General features: G+C 68.4%; 18 protein-coding genes. 12 read left to right on the forward strand and 6 right to left on the reverse strand.

Annotated elements, in window-relative coordinates; genetic code table 11:
* Positions 1-18: 18 nt before the first annotated feature.
* On the reverse strand, positions 19-1,245 hold the full coding sequence (gene fmdA / locus AAC979_RS00945; RefSeq protein WP_371344950.1) for a formamidase: 1,227 nt from the start codon (positions 1,243-1,245) through the stop codon (positions 19-21).
* 248 nt (positions 1,246-1,493) lie between these two features.
* On the opposite strand from fmdA, the gene AAC979_RS00950 reads away from it, so the two are divergent.
* Positions 1,494-2,231 carry a winged helix-turn-helix domain-containing protein gene (locus AAC979_RS00950; protein WP_371344951.1) on the forward strand — a complete coding sequence of 246 codons (738 nt, stop codon included), beginning with the start codon at positions 1,494-1,496 and terminating at the stop codon, positions 2,229-2,231.
* Here AAC979_RS00950 and AAC979_RS00955 read toward each other — a convergent pair.
* From AAC979_RS00955 to AAC979_RS00970, 4 genes are all read right to left on the reverse strand, one after another.
* Entirely contained in the window at positions 2,206-3,366 is a 1,161-nt protein-coding gene (locus tag AAC979_RS00955) for a response regulator (RefSeq protein WP_371344952.1), read from the reverse strand. The genes AAC979_RS00950 and AAC979_RS00955 overlap by 26 nt on opposite strands.
* Positions 3,356-6,013, reverse strand: coding sequence for an ATP-binding protein (locus AAC979_RS00960; RefSeq protein WP_371344953.1), 2,658 nt, complete (start codon positions 6,011-6,013; stop codon positions 3,356-3,358). The genes AAC979_RS00955 and AAC979_RS00960 overlap by 11 nt, the downstream gene beginning before the upstream one ends.
* 183 nt (positions 6,014-6,196) lie before the next feature.
* On the reverse strand, positions 6,197-7,147 hold the full coding sequence (locus AAC979_RS00965; RefSeq protein WP_371344954.1) for an amidohydrolase family protein: 951 nt from the start codon (positions 7,145-7,147) through the stop codon (positions 6,197-6,199).
* A gap of 17 nt (positions 7,148-7,164) precedes the next feature.
* Entirely contained in the window at positions 7,165-7,737 is a 573-nt protein-coding gene (locus AAC979_RS00970) for a hypothetical protein (protein WP_371344955.1), read from the reverse strand.
* A gap of 177 nt (positions 7,738-7,914) precedes the next feature.
* Here AAC979_RS00970 and AAC979_RS00975 point away from each other — a divergent pair, with 177 nt between their 5' ends.
* The 7 genes from AAC979_RS00975 (at position 7,915) to arsH (ending at position 12,878) form a co-directional block, all read left to right on the forward strand.
* Positions 7,915-8,301 (forward strand): ArsR/SmtB family transcription factor, encoded by a 387-nt coding sequence (locus AAC979_RS00975; protein ID WP_371344956.1) that lies wholly within the window; start codon positions 7,915-7,917, stop codon positions 8,299-8,301.
* Positions 8,294-8,836 carry an arsenate reductase ArsC gene (locus AAC979_RS00980; RefSeq protein WP_371344957.1) on the forward strand — a complete coding sequence of 181 codons (543 nt, stop codon included), beginning with the start codon at positions 8,294-8,296 and terminating at the stop codon, positions 8,834-8,836. The genes AAC979_RS00975 and AAC979_RS00980 overlap by 8 nt, the downstream gene beginning before the upstream one ends.
* 10 nt (positions 8,837-8,846) lie before the next feature.
* Positions 8,847-9,272: an arsenate reductase (glutaredoxin) gene (arsC, locus tag AAC979_RS00985; protein ID WP_371344958.1), complete on the forward strand. Its 426-nt coding sequence runs from the start codon at positions 8,847-8,849 to the stop codon at positions 9,270-9,272.
* Between the two features lie 120 nt (positions 9,273-9,392).
* Positions 9,393-10,478 (forward strand): ACR3 family arsenite efflux transporter, encoded by a 1,086-nt coding sequence (gene arsB, locus AAC979_RS00990; protein WP_371344959.1) that lies wholly within the window; start codon positions 9,393-9,395, stop codon positions 10,476-10,478.
* A 68-nt stretch (positions 10,479-10,546) separates the two neighbouring features.
* The gene (locus tag AAC979_RS00995; RefSeq protein WP_371344960.1) at positions 10,547-10,876 is read left to right on the forward strand and encodes an ArsR/SmtB family transcription factor; all 330 of its coding nucleotides are present in this window, start codon (positions 10,547-10,549) and stop codon (positions 10,874-10,876) included.
* Entirely contained in the window at positions 10,873-12,129 is a 1,257-nt protein-coding gene (locus AAC979_RS01000) for an MFS transporter (RefSeq protein ID WP_371344961.1), read from the forward strand. The genes AAC979_RS00995 and AAC979_RS01000 overlap by 4 nt, the downstream gene beginning before the upstream one ends.
* A complete protein-coding gene (arsH, locus tag AAC979_RS01005) occupies positions 12,129-12,878 on the forward strand; it encodes an arsenical resistance protein ArsH (protein ID WP_371344962.1) in 750 nt (249 codons plus the stop codon). Before AAC979_RS01000 ends, arsH begins: the two co-directional genes overlap by 1 nt.
* A 73-nt stretch (positions 12,879-12,951) precedes the next feature.
* Here the strand turns inward: arsH and AAC979_RS01010 are convergent, their stop codons facing one another.
* Complete coding sequence (locus AAC979_RS01010) at positions 12,952-13,869, reverse strand: SMP-30/gluconolactonase/LRE family protein (RefSeq protein WP_371344963.1); 918 nt, start codon at positions 13,867-13,869, stop codon at positions 12,952-12,954.
* 176 nt (positions 13,870-14,045) lie between these two features.
* Between AAC979_RS01010 and AAC979_RS01015 the strand changes: the two genes are divergently transcribed.
* From AAC979_RS01015 to AAC979_RS01030, 4 genes are read left to right on the forward strand one after another with little or no spacing between them, the layout of a single operon-like run.
* Complete coding sequence (locus AAC979_RS01015; RefSeq protein WP_371344964.1) at positions 14,046-15,107, forward strand: ABC transporter substrate-binding protein; 1,062 nt, start codon at positions 14,046-14,048, stop codon at positions 15,105-15,107.
* A 35-nt stretch (positions 15,108-15,142) separates the two neighbouring features.
* Positions 15,143-17,683: an ATP-binding cassette domain-containing protein gene (locus AAC979_RS01020; protein ID WP_371344965.1), complete on the forward strand. Its 2,541-nt coding sequence runs from the start codon at positions 15,143-15,145 to the stop codon at positions 17,681-17,683.
* Positions 17,680-18,666: an ABC transporter permease gene (locus AAC979_RS01025; protein WP_371344966.1), complete on the forward strand. Its 987-nt coding sequence runs from the start codon at positions 17,680-17,682 to the stop codon at positions 18,664-18,666. The genes AAC979_RS01020 and AAC979_RS01025 overlap by 4 nt, the downstream gene beginning before the upstream one ends.
* A complete protein-coding gene (locus AAC979_RS01030) occupies positions 18,663-20,585 on the forward strand; it encodes a hypothetical protein (RefSeq protein WP_371344967.1) in 1,923 nt (640 codons plus the stop codon). Before AAC979_RS01025 ends, AAC979_RS01030 begins: the two co-directional genes overlap by 4 nt.

The raw sequence follows: 20,585 nt of genomic DNA on the forward strand, positions 1-20,585 counted from the left end.
CGCTCTGTGCCGGAGGGGTCAGCTCGCGCGGGCGACATCGACGCCCGACACCTGCCGGGTCGGCCCGGTGGAGTTGGGGTTGATGTCGAACTCGAAGATCTTGGTCGGGATCGCCACCGTCGCGCAGACATTGGGAATGTCGACGATGCCGGCGATGCGCCCTTCCACCGGCGCGGTGCCGAGGATGGAATAGGCCTGCTCGCCGGAATAGCCGAACTTCTTCAGATATTCGATGGCGTTGAGGCAGGCGCGGCGATAGGCGACATGGGCGTCGAGATAATATTGCTCGCCCGTGTGCTCATCCACCGAGATGCCCTCGAAGATGAGGTAGTCGTCGAAATGCGGGTCGATCGGGCTCGGCTTGAAGATCGGGTTGACCACGCCGTATTTCGCCATGCCGCCCTTGATCAGCCCGACGCCGATGTCGATCCAGCCCGCCATCTCGATGGCGCCGCAGAAGGTGATCTCGCCGTCGCCCTGCGAGAAGTGGATGTCGCCCATGGAGAGGCCGCCGCCCTTCACATAGACCGGGAAATAGCAGCGCGAGCCGCGCGACAGGTTCTTGATGTCGCAATTGCCGCCATGCTCGCGCGGCGGCACGGTGCGCCAGCCTTCCGCCGCCGCCTTGTCGCGCGCCGCGCCGGTCATCTGGCCCATCAGCGCGGTGTCGGAGAAAGGCAGGCAGGCGAGCGGCGGCACCCGGTTGGGGTCGGTGGCCACCAGCGCCGCCTCGCGCCGGTTGGCCTCCGCCAGCAGCTTGTGGTCGGGAAGGCAGCCGATCAGGCCGGGATGGACGAGGCCGGGATAGCGCACCTTCGGGATGTGGCGTGAGGTGGTGTAGATGCCGTGGAAATCCCAGCAGGATTTCACCGCGTCGGGATAGTGCTCGGTCAGGAAGCCGCCGCCATTATTCTTGTCGAACAGGCCGTTGAAGCCCCATTCCGAGCCTTCGATCGGCCCGATGTCGAGAATGTCGACCACCATCAGGTCGCCCGGCTCGGCGCCCTCGACGCCGAACGGGCCGCTGAGATAGTGCACCTTGGTCAGGTTCACGTCGCGCACATCGTTGGCGCTGTCATTGTTGCCGATCTGGCCGCCGGTCCAGTCGTAGCACTCGACGCGGAATTCATCGCCCGGCTTGAAGGTCTCGACCATGGGCAGGTCGGGGTGCCAGCGGTTGTGGGTCTTGATCGCCTGGTCTTCCGGCGCCTTGTTGAGATCAATCTTGAAGACGGTCTTGGCCATGAGCTTCCTCCTGTGAGGGTGCCGCGGCGTTGGCGCCGTTCCTGAAGGCGGGCGGCCGGAAGCCGCCTCGCCCGCACCCTGCCGCAAGAGGCTAGGAAGCCGATGTAAGCGCATGTCCCGCACCGGGCGGGCCGAATGTAAATTTTTGTAATCGCCCGGCGGCATGGCTGCGCAGCGCGAGGGCGAGCGGTTAGGATCGTACCCCAGGCGACGATCTGTCGTCTCGATGCGCGAATGCACGGGGCGGGATGATGAACGAGGCGGTGCGCATGCCGCGCATCCTGATGGTCGATGACGACCGGCGGATGTGCGGCTTCGTGACCAAGTTCCTGATGCGCGAGGGTTTCGCGGCGGAGTTCGCGCTCGACGGCGCGACGATGCGCGATGCGCTCGCCGTCACGCCCTATGATCTCGTCATTCTCGACCTCACCTTTCCCTATGGCGAGGACGGGCTGACTCTGGCGCGCGGGCTCAGGGCGCGCTGGGATATGCCGCTGCTCATGCTCTCGGCGAAATGCGAGACGGTGGACAAGATCGTCTGCCTCGAACTCGGCGCCGACGATTATCTCACCAAGCCGTTCGAGCCGCGCGAACTGCTCGCGCGCATCCGCGCCCTGCTGCGCCGGGCCCGTGGCCTTGCCCGCGCGGCGGCCGCGCGGCCGGCGGCGCCGTCCAACCGCCTCGCCTTCGGCCCGTGGCGGCTCGATCTCGACCGGCGCGAACTCACCGGGGCGGACGGGGTGCCGGTCGATCTCACCGCGCATGAATTCCGCCTGCTCGCCGCGCTGGCGGAGCGTCCCGGCCGGGTGATGAGTCGCGACCAGATGCTCGATCTGGTGGCCAGCCGGCAATGGGCGCCGTTCGACCGCAGCGTCGACGTGATGATCGGCAAGCTGCGCCGCAAGCTGGACGATGGTGGCGGGCGCCTCATCAAGACGGTGCGCGGCGAGGGCTATGTGTTCACGCCGCCGGCAGCAGCAGGGTGACGCGGGTGCCGCAGCCGGGCGCGCTGTCGATCAGCAGCGTGCCGCCGGACTGGCGGGCGAAGCCATAGACCATGGCGAGGCCCAGCCCGCTGCCGCTCTCCGCCGGCTTGGTGGAGAAGAAGGGGTGGAGCGCCCGCTCCAGCACCTCCGGCGTCATGCCGCAGCCTTCATCCTCCACCGTCACCGCCGCATAGTTCCCCGGGGCCATGTCCTCCAGCCGCCACGGCGCGGCGTCATCGAGTTCCTGCCGCTCGACGCTGAGCCTTATCCTGCCCGCGCCCGCCAGCGCGTCGCGGGCGTTGATCAGCAGATTGAGCAGGCTCGCCTCGAACAGCTTCGGGTCGACCTTGGCGAAGCACGGTTCCCCCGGCCCCGCGAGCTGCAGCGCGATGCGCGGTCCCAGCGCCGCCCGGGCCGCGCCCGCCGCCTGCTCCACCGCAGCGGTGAGATCGACCACGCGCGGCAGCAGCGTCTGGGCCCGTCCCACGGCAAGCAATTGCCGGTTGGCGGCGATGCCTTCCTCGACGGCGGCGAGGGCGTCGCCAACCAGTTCCGCCATCACCGCGCCATCCGCCCCGGCGCCGCGTTCCAGCTCCTCGCGCAGCAGTTTGAGATTGCCGCCGACCACGGCGAGCAGATTGTTGAAATCATGGGCGATGCCCGCCGACAGCCGGCCGATCGCCTCCAGCCGGCGGGCGCGGCGCAGCAGTTCCTCCGCCTGCTCGCGTTCGCGGGCGAGGCGGTGGCGGTCGAAGCAGCGCGCCAGCGTCGCCAGCAGTTCGCCCGGCTCGAAAGGCTTGCAGACATAGTCGTAAATGCCCGCCTGCAATGCGCGTATCGCGGTCGGCACCGAGGCATAGGCGGTCACCATCACCGCCAGCACTTCCGGCCTCGCGGCGATCAGCGCGGTGGCGAGCGCCACCCCGTCCTCATGGCCGAGGCGGATGTCGACCAGCGCCACCGCCGGCCCGGCCGACAGCGGCCCTGCCAGCGCGGCATGGGCACCGGCGCCGTCATGGGCGACGGTGACGGCATAGCCCTCCATCTCCAGCAGCAGGGCGAGGCTGGCGGCGAAGTCGTGGTCGTCGTCGACGATCAGCACACGCTGCGGCGCCTCCGGCGGCTCACGCGACATGGCGGCTCTCCCCGGAGGCGGCGGGCAGATGCAGGTCGACGCGCGTGCCCGTGCCCGGCACCGATTCGACGCTGACGCGGCCGCCATGGCTCTCGGTGATGCGCTGCACCAGCGCGAGGCCGAGGCCGAGGCCGAAGGGCTTGGTGCTGAATAAGGGCTCGAACAGCCGAGCCCGCACCTCGTCGCTCATGCCGACGCCATTGTCGGTAATGGTGAGCCGCACCGTCTCGCCCTCGCGCGCGGTGGCGAGGCTCACCCGGCCGGGCGGGGTGCCGGCGGCGCGCTGCATGACCGCCTGCATGGCATTCTGGACGAGGTTCACCAGCACCTGCCGCAGCCGCTCGCCATCGGCCGCGATCATCGCGCCGCAGCCAAGATCGAGATCGAGCGGCACCGGCCCCAGCGCGCGCAGATCGCCCGCCTGTTCGGCAATCCACGGGTCGAGCGCCAGCGGCACGCGGGCGACATTGGGCCGGCGGGAGAATTCCAGCAGGTCGTCGATGATGCGCACGCAGCGCCGCACATTGCGCTGGATGCGGTCGAGTTCGCCGCGCTCGCGCGCGCCGGCAATGTTGCCGGCCCGCTGCAGCACCGCGACCGAGGTGGCGAGCGTGCCGAGCGGGTTGCGCAATTCATGGCTCACCGTCGCGGTCAGCTGGCCGATGGCGGCGAGGCGTTCGCTGCGGGAGAGTTCCTCGCGCGTCTTGTAGAGCTTCTCCAGCGATCCCACGAGGTTGCGCTCGGCAAGTTCGCGGCTTTCATTGGCGAGCACGATCCACCAGGCGCTGATCGCCAGCAGCGGCAGCACAGCGAGGAAGATGCGCAGCAGCAGCGCGCCATTGTCGAGATGCGGCACGTCCTCGCCGGGGTCGATCAGCCGGTAGGTCAGCAGGAACAGCGCCCCCGTCACCACGGCGAGGGCGATGAGCACGCCCGCCACTTTCAGCAGCCGCTGCGGCATGTGCGGGGCGATGCGGCGGGTGAAGCCGTCGCCGAGATAGCGTGAGCGCGAGGTTTCGAGGTCGTGATGCGATTTCTTGCAGGCGTCGTGGCAATGCGCGTCGAGGCTGCAGCATAGCGAGCAGATCGGCCGCTCATAGAAGCTGCAATAGGCCATGTCGTCCCGTTCATAGCCATGGTCGCAGATTTCGCAGCGCAGAACCGTCGCCCCCTCGGGGCCGAGCCCCGGATGCACCGGCGGACGGGCGAGGTAGTAGCGCCCGCGCGTGGCGAAGCCGATCAGCGTCGCGCTGGCGAAGGCGATGAGGAAGGAGAAGGGCGCGGCATAGGCCTGCATCAGCGGCCCCAGCACGCCGGTGAAGGCGGTGAGCGAGACCAGCGAGCCCAGCGCCATGCCGCCGCAGCCCACCGGGTTGAAATCGTGCAGATGCGCGCGCTTGAACTCGATGAAGCTCGGGCTGACCTTCAGCGGCTTCAGCACCAGGAGATCGGCGACGATGGCGCCGATCCAGGCCATGGCGATGTTGGAATAGACGGCGAGCACCACTTCCAGCGTGTCGAAGATGCCGAGCAGCATCAGGAGCAGCGAGATGAGGATGTTGAACACCAGCCACACCACGCGGCCGGGGTGATAATGCGTCACCCGCGAGAAGAAGTTCGACCAGGCGAGCGAGCCGGCATAGGCATTGGTGACGTTGATCTTGATCTGCGAGATCAGCACGAAGAAGGTGGCGCAGAACAGCACCAAGGACGGGTTCTCGAACACGTAGCCATAGGCCACGATGTACATGTGGATCGGCTCCAGCGCCGCCGGGCGCGGCAGGCCGCTCGCCAGCACCAGCACCGCGAGCAGCCCGCCGCCAAGGATCTTCAGCCCGCCAATGACGATCCAGCCCGGCCCGGCGGCGATGACGGCGCTCCACCAGCGAAGCCGATTGGCGCCGGTCTTTTCGGGCAGGAAGCGCAGATAATCCGCCTGTTCGCCGATCTGCACCACCAGCGAGCACATCAGGCTGACCGCCGCGCCGAAGGCCAGCAGGTCGAAGCCGCGCGAGCCGGTCTCCAGCCCGGCGAAACCCACCCATTCGGCGATGTCGTCCGGCGCCTTCAGCGCGATCATCACGAAGGGCAGGATCATCATCGCCAGCCACAGCGGCTGCGTCACCATCTGTAGCCGCGAGATCATGGTGATGCCCATCAGGGTGAGCGGGATGATGACCAGCGAGGAGACGATATAGCCGAGCACGAGGGGCACATCGGCATAGATCTTCAGCGCCTGCGCCATGATCGCGCCTTCCAGCGCGAAGAAGATGAAGGTGAAGCTGGCATAGATCAGCGAGGTGATGGTCGAGCCGATATAGCCGAAGCCGGCGCCGCGGGTCAGAAGATCGAGGTCGATGCCGTATTTGCTGGAATAGTAGCCGATCGGCAGGCTGGTGACGAAGATGAACAGCGAGACGGCGAGAATTGCCAGCCCGGCATTCACGAAGCCATAGCTCAGCGTGATCGAGGCGCCGATGGTCTCCAGCGCCAGGAAGGAAATGCCGCCAAGCGCCGTGTTGGCGATGACGAAGGGTGACCAGCGCCGGAACGAGCGCGCGGTGTAGCGCAGCGAATAGTCTTCAAGCGTCTCGTTGGCGATCCAGGAATGATAGGAGCGCAGGGCGGGCAGGTCAGGCGTTTCCACGGGCTTGGCACCTTGTTTTGGCCAAGGCTAGATCATTTCACTGTTTCGCGGAAACAGTGAAATGATCTAATTATTTGTTTTATCGCGTTTTCTTCACGCGAACCGGTATCCACTTCGCTCGAAAACGCTCTAGTGGATCGCCCGGCAGGGGGCCAGACTTTCGTTGAATGCCGGGCGGGAGGGCTAAAGGCCCAGCAGTCGCTCGGCATTGCCGTGGCAGAGCTTGGCGCGCACCTCCTCGGCGATCGGCGCGGAATCGATGAAAGCGGCGGCGATGTCGGGGTCCTCATAGGGATAATCGACCGAGAACATCACATTGTCCTCGCCCAGCGCCGCGATCGTCGCAGTGAGCGCGCCGGGGTCGCACACGCCAGAGGTCGTCACCTTGATGCTGCGCCGGATGATCGCCGAGGGCAGCGCCTCCGGGGGCAGATCGGCGCCGAGGTCGAACTGCCGCCGGCTGTCGAGCCGCCACAGCAGGAAGGGCAGCGTCTCGCCCATATGGCCGAGAATGAGCCGCACGCCGGGAAAGCGGGTGAGCGTGCCGGCGAAGACCAGCCGCAGCGCATGCGCCGCTGTCTCAGCCGTCCAGGCCCAGATCGGGCCGCCGATTTCCGGGCGGTGGGCGAACATGGCGGGCTGGTCGGCCATGGCGCCGGGGTGCAGATAGATCGGCACGCCGAGTTCCTCGACACGCTCCCAGAAGGGCAAATAGCGCTCCTCGTCGAGATAATGCCCATTGGTCTGGCCATTGATCAGCGCGCCGCAGAAGCCGAGCTCGCGCACCGCCCGCTCCAGCTCCGCCGCCGCCGCGCCGGCATCCTGCAAAGCGAGATGGGCGAAGCCGGCATAGCGGTCCGGCCGCTTGGTCACCTCGCGGGCGAGAAAATCATTGGCGTTGCGGGCAAGCCGGATCGCCTCCTGCGTGTCGCGCACCCCCTGCACGCCCGGCGTAGTGACGGAAAGCACCATCTTCGCGATGCCGGTGCGGTCCATCATCTCCAGGCGCAGCGCATCGAAATCGGCGAGCCGGCGCTCGACATCGGCGAACAGCGCGTCGCTCTGCGTCGGCCGGGCCACATAGGCGGCGAGTTCGGGCGTGGTGAAATGTTCTTCAAGCGCGATTTTTCGCATGGCTGCGCGGTGCCTCGTCAGGGTTTGGCCGCCGGGCATGCCTGCGCCGGGGAGGTGGTCAATCCCAGCTTCTCCATCATGAAGGCGAGGTTGCTGCGGGAATCGTCGATGAGGGCGCCGGACCAGTAGGCGGTGCCGCAGGTGGCCGCCTCGCAATCGCCGCCGGCGGTCTGCCACTCGCCGCTGCGGACGATGTCGCAGGCGCAGATCGCCTTGTCGGGATTGGCGGGATCGACGGTGCAGATCTTGTTGAGGCACTGCGACCAGGGCGTTCCGCTCGGGCAGCGCAGCCCCTTCTTGCCCTGCTGGAACTGGGTCGGCGCGAATTGCGAGTAGACCGTACGCACGCCATTGGCGTCAGTGCTGGGCGCGACGGTGTCGCAGGGCACGGTGGCGAGATTCGGCCCCTCCTGCATGTCGCACATGCAGATCGAAACATCGGGATTGCCCGGCTGGGGAATGCAGGGGGCCGAGGTGCAGAGCGCGAAGGGCTGGTTGCACAGATAGTTCGTCGCCGCCGCGGGCGGGGTGAGGGGCAGGGCTCCGAAGGCCAGAAGCGTCAGCGCAAGAGCCAGCAGACGCGCGTGCATGGAACACCCTCCCGTCAATTGTCGACGAATGATCCTAACCGCGATTCATGTCCGTGTCCCGACGGCGATAGCCCGCTGGCGTCGCCGGGTCCCGTTGCCGGCGCAGGAGCGACATTGCCTGCGGACTGCGTCACTGCGGGTCTTGTTATCCATCCATATGTCGGCTATAGTCGACATATGGACACAGATAATGCGCTTGCCGCCTTCGCCGCTCTCGCCCAGCCCACCCGGCTCGACGTGTTCCGCCTGCTCGTCGCCCATGAGCCGGAAGGCATGCCGGCGGGCGAGGTGGCGCGCCGGCTCGAAGTGCCGCACAACACGCTCTCCACCCATCTCGGCATTCTGAGCCGCGCCGGGCTGATCAGCGCCGAACGCCAGAGCCGGCTCATCATCTACCGCGCCCGGCTCGAGGCGGTGCGCGACCTCGCCGGTTTCATCCTCAAGGATTGCTGCGGCGGCAAGCCCGATATCTGCGCCCCGCTGATCGCCGATCTCCAGCCCTGCTGTCCCGCTGCGGGACAGAGCACAGACACACCTGCCGCCAAGGAGGCGCGCCATGTCTGATACAACGCCATCCGCCCACATCTACAACGTGCTCTTTCTGTGCACCGGCAATTCCGCCCGCTCCATCCTGGCGGAATCCATCCTCGCCAAGGAGGGCCACGGCCGCTTCCGCGCCTTCTCCGCCGGCAGCCAGCCCAAGGGCGAGGTGAACCCGCTGGCCATCGCGACGCTGCGCAGCCTCGATTACCCCACGGACGGCCTGCGCTCGAAGAGCTGGGGCGAGTTCGCCGCGCCCGACGCGCCGGTGATGGATTTCGTCTTCACCGTCTGCGACGGCGCGGCGGGCGAGACCTGCCCGGTCTGGCCGGGCCAGCCCATGACCGCGCATTGGGGCATCGAGGACCCCGCCGCCGTGGAAGGTACCGAGATCGAGAAGGAAGCCGCCTTCGCCCGCACCTTCCGCTACCTCAAGAACCGCATCGCCGCCTTCGCCGCCCTGCCGATCCGCAGCCTCGACACCATGACGCTCGGGGCGAAGCTGCATGAGATTGGCCGCAGCGAAGGGGCCACCTCGCCCCGGCGCGATGTGGCGTGAGGAGGCCGCAATGAGCGACATCACCATCTACCACAACCCCGCCTGCGGCACCTCGCGCAACGTGCTGGGGCTGATCCGCAATGCCGGCCTTGAGCCTGTCGTGATCGAATATCTCAAGACCCCGCCGAGCCGCGAGGAACTCGTCTCGCTGATCGCCCGCATGGGCATCACCGTGCGCGACCTCCTGCGCGAGAAGGGCACGCCCTATGCCGAGCTCGGCCTCGGCGACCTTTCCCTCACCGACGACGCGCTGCTCGATGCGATGATGGCGCACCCGATCCTCATCAACCGCCCGATCGTCGTCACCGCGCGCGGCGTGAAACTGTGCCGGCCCTCGGAGGCGGTGTTGGACCTCATCGACGCCCCGCAGCGCGGCGAATTCCGCAAGGAAGACGGCGAGCTTGTCATCGACGCCAGCGGCCATCGCGCCGCCTAGAGCACTTCCCCGATTCCTTGAATCGGGGAAGTGCTCTAGGCTATTGAATTCACGCGTTTTCTTGACGCGAACCGGTATCCACTTCGCTCGAAAACGCTCTGAACGAGAACCGGAAACCCCATGTCCCAGACGCTCGCGTTCACGCCTCGCCCCGCCGCGCGGCTGTCCTTCCTCGACCGCTACCTCACCGTGTGGATTTTCGCGGCGATGGCGCTTGGCGTCACGCTCGGCACGGTGTTCACCGGCCTGCCGGAGGCGCTGAACGGCCTCTCCGCCGGCTCGACCAATATCCCTATCGCCATCGGGCTGATCCTGATGATGTACCCGCCGCTGGCCAAGGTGCGCTATGAGGAACTGCATCGTGTGTTTGCCGACAAGCGGGTGCTGGCGCTCTCGCTGGTGCAGAACTGGCTGATCGGCCCCGCGCTCATGTTCGCGCTGGCGGTGGTGTTCCTGCGCGATTACCCGGAATACATGACCGGGCTGATCCTGATCGGCCTTGCCCGCTGCATCGCCATGGTGCTGGTGTGGAACCAGCTTGCCTGCGGCGACAATCAATATGTCGCCGGGCTGGTGGCGTTCAATTCGATCTTCCAGATCCTGTTCTTCTCTACCTATGCCTGGCTGTTCCTCACCGTGCTGCCGCCCTTGTTCGGACTGGAAGGCAGCGTGGTCGATGTCAGCTTCTGGACCATCACCGAGGCGGTGCTGATCTATCTCGGCATTCCTTTCCTCGCCGGCTTCCTCACCCGCCGCCTGCTGATCGCCCGCAAGGGGCCGGACTGGTACGCCAATGCGTTCCTGCCGAAGATCAGCCCGATCACCCTTGGCGCGCTGCTCTTCACCATCGTCGCCATGTTCAGCCTCAAGGGCGGCGATCTCGTGCGCCTGCCGATGGATGCTGTGATCATCGCCATCCCGCTGACCATCTATTTCGTCGTTCAGTTCCTCATCAGCTTCGCCATGGGCAAGCTGATCGAGGCGGATTACCCGCGCACCACGGCCATCGCCTTCACCGCCGCCGGCAATAATTTCGAGCTCGCGATCGCAGTGGCCATCGCCGCCTTCGGTCTCGGCTCCAAGGTCGCCTTCGCCGCTGTCATCGGGCCGCTGGTCGAGGTGCCGGTATTGATCGCGCTGGTGCATGTCGCACTGCGGCTTGGCGGCCGCTGGTTCCCGGCCACGGCACCGCGCGGCGGGGCCTGACCGGGTTTATTTCGACAAATGTCGAAACAGCGATTGACCACGTCCGGGGTTCCGCCTAGTTTATTTCCATGAATCTCGAAATAGCTTCCCGCCAGCTTGAAGCGCTGGGCAATCCGACCCGATTGCAGATCTACCGGACGCTGGTGCGGGCGGGCCATGCCGGCCTGCCGGTCGGCGGGCTGCAGGAGCGGATCGGCATCGCCGCGTCCACCCTGTCGCATCATCTCAAGCGCCTCGTCGACACCGGGCTGGTGACGCAGGAGCGCCACGCCACGACGCTGATCTGCCGCGCCCATTATCCCGCCATGGACGCGCTGATCGGCTATCTCGCCGACGAATGCTGCGCCGATGAAGGCTGCCGCGCCGGCGTGTCCGCCGGATTGGGCGGCGCGTCATGAGCGACACCGTTCTCCTCTCCGGCACCGGGGCGCACCGTCCGCCCGGTGCGCGCAGCCTGTTCGTCACCGGGCTGGGCATCGGGCAGATCTGCTCCTGGGGCTCGCTCTATTACAGCTTCCCGCTGATCGCCGAGGCGATGGGCCATGAACTCGGCTGGTCGAAAAGCGCGCTCTATGGCGCGGCGACGCTCGGCCTCGCTCTCGCGGGGCTGGCGGCCTATCCCATCGGCGCGGCGATCGACCGTGGCCATGGCCGCGCGATCATGACCCTTGGCTCGGTGCTGGCCGGGCTGCTGCTGGTGCTGTGGTCGCAGGTCGAGAGCCTCGCTCTGTTCTATGTCGCGGTGGCCGGCATCGGCGCGCTGCAGGCGGCGACGCTGTACGATCCCGCCTTCGCCGTCATCGCCCGGCGTTCCGGCCCCTCGCATGCGCGGGCGGGGATCACCGCGCTCACCCTGTGGGGCGGCTTCGCCTCCACCGTGTTCATCCCGCTGGTGCAGGTTCTGCTCGACACGGTCGGCTGGCGCGAGGCGCTCCTGGTGCTGGCGGCGATCAACATTCTGGTCTGCGCCCTCTGCTACTGGTCGGTGATCGACCCCGCCGCCGACGCGCCGGAGCGCCCCGCCGCCAGCGGCGGGCCGGCGCTGAGCGGACGGGCGGCGGTGGCCTGGGCCGCGCGCCAGCCGGTGTTCTGGGCGCTGGCGGTGGCCTTCACCGCCTATTCCGCTGCCTTCTCCGCCTTCACCTTCCATCTCTACCCGCTGCTGGTGGAAAAGGGGTTCGAGGTGTCCTCGGTGGTCGCAGCCCTGACCCTGATCGGCCCGGCGCAGGTGGCGGGGCGCATCGCCATCTGGGTGTTCGCGCCGCGCGCCCCGGTGCGGGTGATCGGCTCGCTCACCGTCGCCGTGTTTCCGCTGGCGCTGATCGCGCTCGATATCCTGCCGCCGAGCTTCCTGCTGGTTGCGCTCGTCGCTTTGTTCTATGGCGCGGCGAACGGCATCACCACCATCGTGCGCGGCCTCTCCGTGCCGGAAATGCTGACGCGGGAAGCCTATGGGGCGGTGAACGGGGCGATGTCGGCGCCGAGCACCGTCTCGCGCGCGCTGGCCCCGCTTGCCGGCGCCATGCTCTGGTCAGCCTCGGGCTCCTATGATGCGGTACTGCTGTGCATCATCCTCATGACGGTCATCGTGGCCGTCGGTTTCTGGCTCGCCGCCTTCCTGTCGCGCCGCGCACCCTCCGAGGTTTCTTGATGACCACAGACGATTTCACCGAGGCGCTCGATCTCGCCCATTTCGACCGGCCGGACGTGGACAAGCTGGCACCCGCTAGCCCGCTGACGCATCCCCCGCGCATCCTGCTGCTCTATGGCTCGCTGCGCGAGCGGTCCTATAGCCGGCTGCTGGTCGAGGAGGCCGCGCGCCTGCTCACCGCCATGGGGGCGGAAACCCGCATCTTCGATCCCCGCGACCTGCCCCTGCCGGACGCGGTGCCGGCGGACCATCCCAAGGTGCAGGAATTGCGCAGCCTGTCGGAATGGTCGGAAGGGCAGGTCTGGTGCAGCCCGGAGCGGCACGGCACCATAACAGGCGTGTTCAAGAGCCAGATCGACTGGCTGCCGCTGGAATATCGCGGCATCCGCCCGACCCAGGGGCGCACGCTGGCGGTGATGCAGGTCTCCGGCGGCTCGCAATCCTTCAATGCGGTGAACACGCTGCGCGTGCTCGGTCGCTGGATGCGGATGATCACCATCCCCAACCAGTCCTCGGTCGCCAAGGCGTTCGAGGAATTCGACGAGGCCGGGCGGATGAAGCCGTCGCCCTATTATGACCGCGTGGTCGACGTGATGGAGGAGCTGATGAAGTTCACCCTGCTGACCCGCGAGCGCCGGGACTATTTCACCAGCCGCTACAGCGAGCGCCGCGAGGCGGCGCAGAAGGCTGCCGTCGCCGCCGAAGCGGATCTCTCCAGCATCGCCATGACGGGGGCGCCCGCGCGCTGAGCCGCGATCCTCCTTTGTCGATCCCAGCCGACATAAGGCCGAGGGGACGGGCGGCGCCGGTCAGCGTCGCGGCTCAGGCCGCTACGGCCTTTGCGCCGCATGTGTTCACGAAGATGGCGTAGAGCGATGTGTGACCGCAAATGAACAGGCGGTTGCCCGCCGCGCCGCCAAAGGCGAGGTTGCCGACGCGCTCGGGCACGCGGATCTTGCCGAGGAGTTCCCCCTGCGGCGTGTAGCAGTGAACCCCGTCGCCGGCGCTCGACCAGAGGCGTCCGGCTTCGTCGACGCGAAACCCGTCGGGGGCATGGGGCGTCACTGCGGTGACGAGCCTTCCCTCGGCGAGCGTGTTGTCGGCGCGGACCGGGAAGGCGCGGATATGGCGATTGCCGGCCTCGCGCCCGATACCGCCGGAATCGGCGATGTAGAGCACGCTTTCATCCGGCGAGAAGGCGAGGCCGTTGGGCTGGTCGAAATCGTCGGCCACCACGGCCAGTGCGCCGTCGCGCGGGTCGAGGCGGAACACATAGCGTCCGTCCTGCTCGGCCTCCGCCCCGCCGCCCTCATAGTCGGATGCGATGCCATAGGTAGGATCGGTGAACCAGATCGTGCCGTCCGACTTCACCACCACGTCGTTCGGTGAATTGAGTCGCCGCCCTCGGTAGCGATCGGCCAGAATGGTGAGCGAGCCATCCGGCTCGGTGCGGGTGACACGGCGCGTGCGGTGCTCGCAGGTGACAAGCCGCCCCTGCCGGTCGCGGGTGTTGCCATTGGCGAAGTTGGAATCCGCCCGGAAGATGCCGGCGGCCTGCGTGTCCTCGCACCAGCGCATCAGCCGGTTGTTGGGAATGTCGCTCCAGATCACGCAGCGCTGATCGGCGAAATAGACCGGCCCCTCGCACCAGCGCATCCCCGTATGCAGGCGCTCCAGCCAGGCGATGGGGAGGATGAGTTCGCGGAAGCGGGGATCGACGATCTCGAAAACGTCCAGCATCGGGGCACCCTCGGGCAATGGGACGGGCCGCCCGCCCGCCGGCAACACATGGACTCGGCCGGTGGGCTTGCGCAACTGGTATAATGAGATAATGTTGCTACCATCGAGCGGCCGATGATCGCCGATGCCTGGGAATCCATCAAGAGCCTCACCAATGGGGCCAATGGGAGGAAATGATGCGCCTGAAAACCCTTTCGCGCGCCTATGCGAGCGCCTGCGCCACCGCCTGCGCGGCCCTTGCCTTCGCCGCCGCCGGCGTCCTGCCGGCCTCCGCCACGCCGGACAAGCCGGTGATCGCGCTGGCCAATGCCTATTTCGGCAATAGCTGGCGTCACCAGATGGTCGATGCCTTCAAGGAAGCGGCCGAGAAGGCCAAGGCCGAGGGCAAGATCGCCGACTACATCATCCTGAACGGCGACGGCACCGTCGCCCAGCAGAACAGCCAGATCGCCGAGCTGATCCTCAAGAAGGTGGACGCCATCGCCGTCGATGCCGCCTCCGAGACGGCGGTGAACGGGATCATCGAGAAAGCCTGCAAGGCCGGCATCAAGGTGGTGTCGTTCGATTCCGTCGCCTCCGCGCCGTGCAACTGGCAGCTCAATTTCGACTTCAAGGGCTATAAGCGCGACCAGGCCGAATGGGTGCTGAAGAAGATCGGCGGCAAGGGCAATGTCATCGTCGTGCGCGGCGTGAAGGGCTCGGCGCCGGATGCCGACATGTATGGCGCGCAGGAAGCGGTGCTGAAGAACTATCCCGATGTGAAGGTGGTCGCCACCGTCTATGGCCAGGCCACCGCCTCGGTCGCCCAGTCGGCCGTGGCCAACGCGCTGCCCAGCCTGCCGCAGGTCGACGCCGTGCTGGCGCAGGGCGGCTCGGACGACACCGGCATCGCCCAGGCCTTCGACCAGTATGGCGGCGCGTATACGACGAAAATGCCGGTCATCGAGGGCGGCGGCTCGTCCAATTTCATCCAATGGTGGGCCAAGCAAAAAGAGGCCAATGGCTATTCCACCATTTCGATGAACACCACCCCGGGCATTGGCGGCGCCGCCTTCTGGCTTGCCTATGAGCTGGTGAAGGGCGCCAATCCGCCCAAGCTGATGATCATGCCGGTCGCCACCGTGACCGACGAGAACCTCAAGGACTATGCGGGCCTGCCGGCGGGCGTCATTGTCAGCCCGTCCTATTCCCAGCAATGGGTGCAGGACAATCTGCTCAAGGCCAAGGCGGGCAACTGACCCGCCGACCGTCCCTGAAGCGACCACGGACACGCATGATGACGGCAGCCTCCTCTGCCGCGCAGGACGCACCGGCACGTGCCGCCGGTGCGTCGGCGCCGCCCCGCTCCACCCCTCGCGTCGCCGTGCCGCCAGCGGGCGGCGGTCCCGGCCGCGACCCGGCGGCGCCGGTCGTGCGTCTGTCCGGCATCTGCAAGGCGTTCGGGCCGACGCGGGCCAATGACGGCATCGACCTCGTCATCGCCCCCGGCGAGGTGTTGGGCCTTGTCGGCGGCAATGGCGCCGGCAAGTCGACGCTGATGCGCATCCTGTGCGGCGTCACCCGTGCCGATGAGGGCCGCATCGCCCTGCGCGGCCTCGACATCGCGACCGATCTCTACGACACCACGCTGGCGCAGGCCGGCGGTATCCGTATCGTGCATCAGGAATTGTCGCTGTGCGACAATCTCACGGTGGCGGAGAACTTCTTTCTCGAAGCGCCGGAGGCGGCGCGCGCTCTGCCCGGCTGGCGCCGCGGCTTTCGCGCCCGTGCCCGCGCCGCGCTGGACGAGGTGTTTCCCGATCACGGCATTTCGGTCGATGCCCGCGTCGCCCATCTCGCCATCGGCCAGCGGCAGATGGTGGAAATCGCCCGCGCCGTCGCCACCCCGCAGGTGCGGCTTGTCATCCTCGACGAGCCGACCTCCTCGCTCGGGCTGGAGCGCAGCCGCCAGCTGCGCGCCTATATCAAGGCCCGCACCGCGCAGGGGCTCGCCTTCATCTTCATAAGCCACAAGCTGCAGGAGGTGGTCGACATCGCCCACCGCGTTCTGGTGCTGCGCAATGGCCGCTCCGTCTGGTGCGGGCCGGCGGCGGAGGCGAGCGTCGAGGCGCTGGTGCAGGCGATGGGCGGGGCGAGCGAGAGCGAGATGCGCTCCCGCCGCGCCGGCCGTCCCGCCATTGCGGAGGACGCGCCGGAGCGGGTCCGGCTCTCCGGCGCCCTTGTCGCTCCGCTCGGGCGGGATGTGGTGCTGCGCGCCGGCGAGGTGGTCGGCCTCGCCGGGCTGGAAGGCTCCGGCCAGCGCGATCTGCTGCACCGGCTTCACCGAAGCCCCGGCGGGGGCATCTGCCGCCGCGGCGATGCAAGCTTCGTCTCCGGCGACCGCCAGAAGGAAGGCGTGTTCCCGCTGTGGAACGTGCTCTCCAACATCGCACTTGGCCGGCTGGAAGGCCGGGCGCCGCTGGGTCTGGTGCGGGAGGCGCAGGAGCGCGCGGCCGCCCGTGCCGCGGCCGAGAAGCTGAAGCTCGATCCCGCCCGTTTCGATTCCCCCATTCTCGACCTCTCCGGCGGCAACCAGCAGAAGGCGCTCGTCGCCCGGGCGCTGGTGGGCGAGGCCGACACGATCCTGTTCGACGATCCCACGCGCGGCGTCGATGTCGGCGCCAAGGAGGATTTCTACGCCCTCATCGGCACGGTGGCGCGGGCGGGACGGCTCGTCATCTGGCACTCGACGGAAGACATCGAGTTCCTGGAATGCGACCGCGTGCTGGTGTTCGCCGGCGGGCGCATCGTGCGCGAACTTGTTGGTGCCGAGATCAGCGAGCAGGCGATCGTCGATGCCTCCTTCGCCGCCCCCGGAACGGGCGAGCGCGATGCCACCGCCGGCGCGCGCGGCCTCGCCGACCGGCTGGTCGATCTCGCCCCCTTCGCAAGCCTTGCCGCCGTCTTCGCGCTGATGGCCTGGGTGAACCCGCTCACTGTGTCGATGTTCGGCCTCGAACTGCTGCTCGGGCCGGCGCTGGCGCTGGTGCTGGTGGCGCTGGCGCAGATGTTCGTCGTCGGCGGCAGCGAGATCGACCTCGGCGTCGGTGCCTTCGCCGGGCTGGTCAATGTGGTGAGCGCCACGCTGCTGTTCGATACGCCCTGGCTGGGGGTGCTGGCGCTCGTCGCCTGCGTGCTCGCCTATGGGCTGATCGGCGCGACGATCCAGTTGCGACGCATTCCCGCCATCGTGGTGACGCTCGGCGCCTCTTTCATCTGGATCGGCATCGGCTACACGCTGCAGCCCACCCCCGGCGGCGCCTCGCCCGACTGGCTCTCGGCCGCCTTCGCCTGGACGCTGTTCGAGGTGCCGGCCAGCCTGGTGCTCATCGGCGTGGCGGCGCTCGTCGCCCTCGCCATCGACCGTTCCCCGCTCGGCGTGGTGCTGCGCGGCTTCGGCAATAATGCGCCGGCGATGACGCTGGGCGGCTGGTCGCCGCTGCGCTACGCCGTGCTGCGCTACATGCTGGCGAGCCTGTTCGCGCTGGCGGCGGGGCTCTCTCTCACCGCCATCAACACGGCGAGCGACATCAATGCTGGCGCGCCCTTCACCCTCATCAGCGTCGCCGCCGTCGTCATGGGCGGCTGCGCGCTGATCGGCGGGCTGGTCTCGCCGCTCGGCGTGGTCGCGGGCGCGCTGACCCTTGCCCTTATCGGCGCGCTGCTGGGCGCGCTCGGCGTTTCCACCGATTACAATGCTGCCGTGCAGGGTTGCCTGCTCCTGTCCATGCTGGCGCTGCGCGCGCTGGCCGATCGCCGGGAGGCCCGCCGATGACAACACTGATGGAGCGGCTGGAGCGCCATCGCTGGGTGTGGTCCGCGCTCGGCGTGCTGCTGCTGTGGGCGGTGCTGTCGCTCACCACCGGGCGGTTCAGCCTGCATGCGCTCTCCGGTGTGGCGGTCTCCGCCAGCTTCCTCACCCTCGTCGCCCTCGGCCAGATGCTGGTCGTCACCACCGGCCGCGGCAATATCGACCTGTCGATCGCCAGCGTGCTGACGCTCAGCGCCTATGCCAGCATCGTGGTCGCCGCCGGCTCGGACGCCCGCCTGCCGCTGGCGCTGGCGGCGGTGCTCGGCATCGGGCTGGTGACCGGGCTCGCAAATGCGCTGCTGGTCGTGGTGCTGCGCATCCCCGCCATCATCGCCACGCTGGCGACCGGCTATATCCTCGCCACCGCGACGCTGATCGCCAATCGCTGGGCGGCGGGCTTCTCCATGAGCCCCTTGCTCAAGACGCTGGCCGCCGGCCGGGTCGAGGGCGTGCCGCTGATGCTGGTCATCGCGCTGGTCGCGGTGGCGCTGGCGGGCCTGCTGCTCGGGCGCACCGTCTATGGCCGCCGCCTCTCCGCCGTCGGGCAGAATGAGCGGGCGGCGGCGCTGGCCGGCATCCACACCGGCCGCGTTGTCACCGGCGCCTTCCTCGCCTCCGCCCTGCTGGCGGCGCTGACCGGCATGCTGCTCGGCGCCTATGTCGGCGGCGCCTTTCTGGAGATGGGTCAGCCCTATCTGCTGCAGTCGCTCGGCGCGGTGGTGTTGGGCGGATCGCTGATCTTTGGCGGCTCGTCGACCGCGCTCGGCACGCTGTGCGGCAGCTTCCTGCTGGTTCTCATCGTCACCACCATGCAGATCGCCGGCCTGCCGGCGGGCACGCAGGACATCGTGCAGGGCATCGTCGTCATCGCCGTGCTGGCGTTGGCGGGCGGGCGCGCGGTGCGCCGCCGCCGCGCCGCCCCCAAGCCGGAGGGCGTGACGCCATGAGCGCCGCCGTCTGTCCCGAGGCGCGCCGGCTCGCGCTATTCGGCACCGCCGAGCCGGAGCCGGAGACGCGCCGGCTCGAAGCCGGCCCGCTGAGCGCGGAGCTGATCGCCGGCAATCTGCGCAACATCCGCTTCCACGGCATCGAGGTGCTGCGGGCGATCTCCTTCCTGGTGCGCGATGCGGACTGGGGCACTTATGCGCCAGCGCTCAGCGATCTCTTCATCGAGGAAGGCGAGGGGCGCTTCACCGTGCGCTACCGCGCCGCCTGCGTGGGGCCGGGCGGGGAGCGGCTCGTCTATCACGGCCGCATCGAGGGAACACCGGCCCGCCTCGTCTTCGAGGGTGAGGCGGTGCCGGAAGGCGACTTCCTCACCAATCGCTGCGGCTTCACTATTCTCCATCCCATTGTCGGCCTCGCCGGCAGCGAAGTGGAGGTGGAGCATGTCGACGGCACCCGCGTGCCCGCCCGTCTGCCGGAGCTTATCGACCCGGCGCAGCCCTTCAAGGACATGCGGGCGATCACCCACACTGTCGCGCCCGGCGTGCGGGCGACCTGCCGCATGGAAGGCGACACATTCGAGATGGAAGACCAGCGCAACTGGTCGGATGCCTCCTACAAGACCTATGTGCGCCCGCTGGCGCTGCCCTGGCCCTATGTGCTGCCGGCGGGCGTGCCGCTGCGCCAGCGCGTGACGCTCGACATCGCGGCAGAAGGCGCCGCGCCGCCCTCCCGACCGGATGACGCGCCGGTGACGCTCACGCTCGGCGCCGCCGGTGGACGGCTGCCGGACTTCGGGCTGGTGATCGCCCCCGATCAGGCCGCCGCGACGCTCAAGACGGGCGACGAACTGGCGGCCCTCGCGCCGCAGTCGCTGCTGCTCCACTTCGACCCCACGGCCGGGCACGGGCCGGTGGAGCTTGTTGACTTCGCACGCCTGGCGGCGGTCCATGGCGCGGAAGCCGTGCTGGAATATGTGGTCCCCTGCGCGCGCCCGCTGGACGATGAACTGGGCGATCTCGCCCGGCAGGTGGCGGCGGCCGGGCTCAGGCTCGACGCGCTCGCGGTCAGCCCGGCGGTGGACCGGCGCTCGGTCCCGCCGGGCAGCGTCTGGCCGCCCTGTCCGCCGCTGGAGAAGGTCTATGAAGCCGCCCGCCGCGCCTTTCCCGGGCTCCGGCTCGGCGGCGGCATGTTCAGCTATTTCACCGAGCTGAACCGCAAGCGCCCGCCGGTGGCGCTGCTGGACTATGTCACCCACTGCATCTGTCCCATTGTCCACGACGCCGACGACCGCGCGGTGATGCAGACGCTGGAGGCGCTGCCCTTCATCCTGCGCTCGGCGCGGGCCATCATCGGGGCGGACAAGCCCTACCGCCTCGGCCCCTCGACCATCGGCATGCGGCACAATCCCTATGGCGCGCGGGTGATGCCGAATCCTGAGCGCCGGCGCCTGCCGATGGCGGAGATCGACCCACGGCAGGACGGGCTGTTCGCCGCCGCCTATCTGGTCGGCATGGCCGCGCGCCTCGCGGAAGCGGGGGTGGAGAGTTTCACCGGCGCGGCCCTCACCGGGCCGTTCGGCCTGCTGGCCGAGGGCGAGGGCGAGGGCGGGGCGGTACGCCGCCCGGTCTTCCATGCCGCACGCTGGCTGGCGGCGGTCGGCGGAGCGCCGGCTTTCGCCCTGGCCTCGGCCGATCCGGCGCGGGTGCTGGCACTGGCCGGGGCGACGCCGGCCGGCGACCGGGTGATGCTGGCCGCCAATCTCACCCCGCTGGAACAGGCGGTGGGCCTGCCTTTCGGCGGGCGGGCCTTGCTGCTCGATGAGAGTGCCGTGCTGGGCGGCGCGGGACCGCGCCCGGCCGCGCTCGCCGGCGGGTGCCTCACCCTGCCGCCCTATGCGGTGCTGCGGCTGGAAGGGTGA

It is taken from the genome of Ancylobacter sp. IITR112 (genome assembly GCF_041415945.1).
In the GTDB taxonomy this organism is placed as follows: Bacteria; Pseudomonadota; Alphaproteobacteria; order Rhizobiales; family Xanthobacteraceae; genus Ancylobacter.

Bases quoted from the DNA above. Each gene is read 5' to 3' on its own strand.
- AAC979_RS00965 (WP_371344954.1), bottom strand. From the start codon at position 7,147: ATGCGAAAAATCGCGCTTGAAGAACATTTCACCACGCCCGAACTCGCC.
- arsC (WP_371344958.1), top strand. From the start codon at position 8,847: ATGAGCGACATCACCATCTACCACAACCCCGCCTGCGGCACCTCGCGC.
- fmdA (WP_371344950.1), bottom strand. From the start codon at position 1,245: ATGGCCAAGACCGTCTTCAAGATTGATCTCAACAAGGCGCCGGAAGAC.
- AAC979_RS01020 (WP_371344965.1), top strand. From the start codon at position 15,143: ATGATGACGGCAGCCTCCTCTGCCGCGCAGGACGCACCGGCACGTGCC.
- AAC979_RS01030 (WP_371344967.1), top strand. From the start codon at position 18,663: ATGAGCGCCGCCGTCTGTCCCGAGGCGCGCCGGCTCGCGCTATTCGGC.
- arsB (WP_371344959.1), top strand. From the start codon at position 9,393: ATGTCCCAGACGCTCGCGTTCACGCCTCGCCCCGCCGCGCGGCTGTCC.
- AAC979_RS01015 (WP_371344964.1), top strand. From the start codon at position 14,046: ATGCGCCTGAAAACCCTTTCGCGCGCCTATGCGAGCGCCTGCGCCACC.
- AAC979_RS01025 (WP_371344966.1), top strand. From the start codon at position 17,680: ATGACAACACTGATGGAGCGGCTGGAGCGCCATCGCTGGGTGTGGTCC.
- AAC979_RS00980 (WP_371344957.1), top strand. From the start codon at position 8,294: ATGTCTGATACAACGCCATCCGCCCACATCTACAACGTGCTCTTTCTG.
- arsH (WP_371344962.1), top strand. From the start codon at position 12,129: ATGACCACAGACGATTTCACCGAGGCGCTCGATCTCGCCCATTTCGAC.
- AAC979_RS00975 (WP_371344956.1), top strand. From the start codon at position 7,915: ATGGACACAGATAATGCGCTTGCCGCCTTCGCCGCTCTCGCCCAGCCC.
- AAC979_RS00970 (WP_371344955.1), bottom strand. From the start codon at position 7,737: ATGCACGCGCGTCTGCTGGCTCTTGCGCTGACGCTTCTGGCCTTCGGA.
- AAC979_RS01010 (WP_371344963.1), bottom strand. From the start codon at position 13,869: ATGCTGGACGTTTTCGAGATCGTCGATCCCCGCTTCCGCGAACTCATC.
- AAC979_RS00995 (WP_371344960.1), top strand. From the start codon at position 10,547: ATGAATCTCGAAATAGCTTCCCGCCAGCTTGAAGCGCTGGGCAATCCG.
- AAC979_RS01000 (WP_371344961.1), top strand. From the start codon at position 10,873: ATGAGCGACACCGTTCTCCTCTCCGGCACCGGGGCGCACCGTCCGCCC.
- AAC979_RS00955 (WP_371344952.1), bottom strand. From the start codon at position 3,366: ATGTCGCGTGAGCCGCCGGAGGCGCCGCAGCGTGTGCTGATCGTCGAC.
- AAC979_RS00950 (WP_371344951.1), top strand. From the start codon at position 1,494: ATGATGAACGAGGCGGTGCGCATGCCGCGCATCCTGATGGTCGATGAC.